Below are 3505 nucleotides of genomic sequence, written 5' to 3' on the forward strand. Positions count from 1 at the left end.
ATTTGGAAGCAATTCGCATTAAATCTGCAAGGCTTGTCAGAGAATGATTGCATTTTAGTAGGGCAGAGTTTTAATGAATTAGAAATGTTGCCCGGTTTAATAGAAGCTAAAAATGGCACTTCCCTATTTGCAGTATATCTGGCTAAATTAATACTGTTTTATTTATTTAAAGATGTCGATCGCGCTTTAGAAAACGCCGATTTAGCCGCGAAATACTTAGAATCCGCTGGCGGGATGATGCTGCCTGCGGAACACAATTTTTACTATTCTCTAGCTCTTCTAGCTCGGTATCGGGATGCTTCTACAAGCGAGCAAAAGCAATATCTAAAAAAGGTGCGATCGCAGCAAAATAAAATGAAAAAATGGGCGGTTAGCGCACCCTATAACTTCGAGCATAAGTATCTGCTAGTGGAAGCTGAGAAAGCGCGAGTTTTGGGTAAAGAAGCGAAAGCGACTGATTGTTACGAACGAGCGATCGCACTTGCCAAAAAACACGGCTACATCCAAGAAGAAGCACTCGCAAACGAACTAGCCGCAGAGTTTAACTTTTTGCTTGGCAAAGAGAAGATCGCTCACACTTATTTGACGGAAGCATATTATGGCTATATTCGTTGGGGAGCGAAGAGCAAAGTCAAACATTTATCAGAAAGATATCCGGAATTTTTCGCTCGCCTACTTGCCAGGGAAACACCTAGTATAGAAGTTACGGGGACAGCAACCGTTACCACAGGAGGAAGTTCGGCGGAACTGGATTTGGTTTCGGTGATGAAAGCATCGCAAGCTATTTCCTCGGAAATTGTTCTCGACCATTTGCTGGATAAGTTGATGCAGATTGCGATCGAAAATGCCGGTGCGAGAAAAGGTTTCTTATTCTTACGTTCTCAAGTCGAATCCAGTCACGAGGAAACCTCGCCTCCTGAAACCGTCTCCCCTCAGAAAAAAAGGGGAAATAAGTTAGTGCTAGTAGCGGAAGGTTGTGTAGAAAAAGATAAAGTGCGAGTGCTACCATCTGTACCCATCGAATCTCGTCCGGATCTGCCTGTAGCAGTAATCAACTATGTGGAAAGAACTGGAGAAACGGTGGTATTAAACAATGCGACTGTTGAGGTAAGATTTGCGAGCGACACTTATATTATCAGAACTCAACCGAAGTCGATTTTATGTATGCCGATTCTCCAGCAAGGTAAACTGCGCGGGATTCTTTATTTGGAAAATAACCTGGCGGTGGGAGCTTTTACCCAACAGCGTTTGGAAATATTAAAGCTATTAGCCGCTCAAGCCTCTATTTCTCTGGAAAACGCCAGTTTTTATGAGGATCTGCAAACTTATTCCTCGCAACTGGAAAAGCAGAATAGGGCTTTGCAAGCATCGGAAATGCGGGAAAGGGAAAAAGCTCTGCAACTCGAGCAATCTTTGCATAAGTTGCAACAGACACAGGCACAACTCGTTCAGACTGAGAAGATATCTAGTTTGGGGCAATTGGTGGCGGGTGTTGCTCATGAAGTGAATAATCCCGTCAGCTTTATTGCTGGCAATCTCCATCACGCTACTGAGTACACTTCGGATTTGATCGAGCATTTATTGCTATATCAAAAGTGTTACCCAAATCCAGGAGTGGAAATTCAAAACCACGCACAAGATATTGAGATGGAATTCCTGCTGAACGATTTACCTTCTTTGCTTCGTTCTATGAAAGTGGGAACCGATCGCATTCGCGAGATTATGCAGTCGTTACGCAATTTTTCGCGAGTTGACGAAGCGGAGAAAAAGCTAGTCGATCTTCACTCTGGGCTTGATAGTACGCTGATGATTCTACATCATCGCCTGAAAGCAAAAGCCGATCGTCCGCCGATAGAAGTGGTTAAAAAGTACAGCAATTTGCCTTCTGTTGAGTGTTATCCAGGGCAGCTAAATCAGGTATTTATGAATATTTTGGCTAATGCGATCGATGCCTTGGAAGAAGCACAGGGGCAACCTCTACCTCTCCCCGTCCGACAGGGAGGGGAGAGAGAAAAGGGAGAGGGACAAGAGAATTCCCCTCTCCCTCTCTCTCCTGCCTTTCCTTCTTTCCCAATCGAAAATCCACAAATTTGGATTGCTACCGAAGTGTTCGATGGCAATAAAGTGGCTGTCAGAATCAAAGACAATGGCCCTGGAATCCGAAAAGAAGTACTGTCTCGGTTGTTTGACCCATTCTTTACTACCAAACCTGTAGGTAAAGGAACTGGCTTGGGGTTATCGATTAGCTACCAAATTGTGGTAGAGAAACACGGCGGTCAGCTGAAGTGCGTTTCGTCACCAGGAGAGGGATGTGAGTTTATCATTGAAATTCCAGTACGGCAGCAATCAAAACAGCAAATCACCCCTAAAAATAGCGAAAAAAAGAGCGAAATGGCTTGATATCGATTTCTTGTGGGTAGGGGCCTTCCCCAATCTGGATACAGTGCCTTTATACAGGCGGGGCTTATGCTCTGCCTGTCAGGGGTGTTGCTTGAGAAGGGTGGATGATACTATTGTATAGTTTTGCTAAGTTAGTGTTGTTTGTTGCATTCCCTAATCGAGATCGATCAGCCGATCCACTTAAAAAAGTTATCTATTATACACTAACGCACGCGACTTGTGAGGCGCTTATGCCAATCAACCTTCAGACTTCAAATTCAGCCCAGATAGCAAATGCTGAAGTATCAGCACTAAGGAAAGTCTTCAAAACAATTAACGCGGACAGCTGTCCGCGATATTTCAATTTTCATATGCACACCATTTACTCGGATGGCAACTTGAAGCCGGAAGAGTTGATCGATCAAGCTCTTGCGATCGGTCTGAAAGGATTTGCCATCACCGATCACCACACTATTGGCGGTTACGAGGTGGCTAAAAGCTGTTTAAATTACAGGAAACAGCAGAGACACCCCGATGACTCTGACTATTCTGTACCTCATTTGTGGATTGGCGTTGAAATTACTTCTCGGCTTCTGGGAACTGAGGTTCACATTCTGGGCTATGGCTTTGACCCAGAACACCCTGGTATGCTGACTTATCTGCTGGGTCAGAGTCCTTTGGATGCTGAGGCTGAAGCAGCTAACGTGATTGCAGCTATTCATCAAGCTGGTGGCTTAGCGGTATTGGCTCACCCAGTTCGCTATCGGCGCTCAGCTGCCGAACTAATTGCAGAAGCGGCTAGGATTGGCATTGATGGCGTCGAAACTTACTACGCCTACGGCAATCCCAACCCTTGGCGTCCCAGCCCGGAGCAAACGCAACAGGTGGAACAGTTAAGTACATCTTATGAATTGTTAAATACCTGCGGCACCGATACTCACGGTCTCAATTTGCTGCTGCGCCTCTAGAAATCGATCGGCACCATTTATTTAGCGGTAAAGAGGCTGGCTTTGCGGTTACTTTACATAACTTAGTTTTGTATCTTTTCACCGCTAAAATGCCGGCATATTCACTTAAATTTTGAGTAAATTACTGGCATTTAGTTTCTCAATTTAGCAGAGCGTTC

General features: G+C 44.7%; 2 protein-coding genes. Both read left to right on the top strand.

Annotated features, from left to right (window positions below; translation table 11 throughout):
* On the top strand, positions 1-2400 hold a 2400-nt coding region (locus H6S82_RS24510; protein WP_206756890.1), incomplete at its 5' end, for an ATP-binding protein.
* 350 nt (positions 2401-2750) lie between these two features.
* Complete coding sequence (locus H6S82_RS24515) at positions 2751-3347, top strand: PHP domain-containing protein (protein ID WP_322111897.1); 597 nt, start codon at positions 2751-2753, stop codon at positions 3345-3347.
* Positions 3348-3505 lie beyond the last annotated feature (158 nt).

It is taken from the genome of Planktothrix sp. FACHB-1355 (genome assembly GCF_014748295.1).
Lineage (GTDB): Bacteria > Cyanobacteriota > Cyanobacteriia > Cyanobacteriales > Aerosakkonemataceae > Aerosakkonema > Aerosakkonema funiforme_A.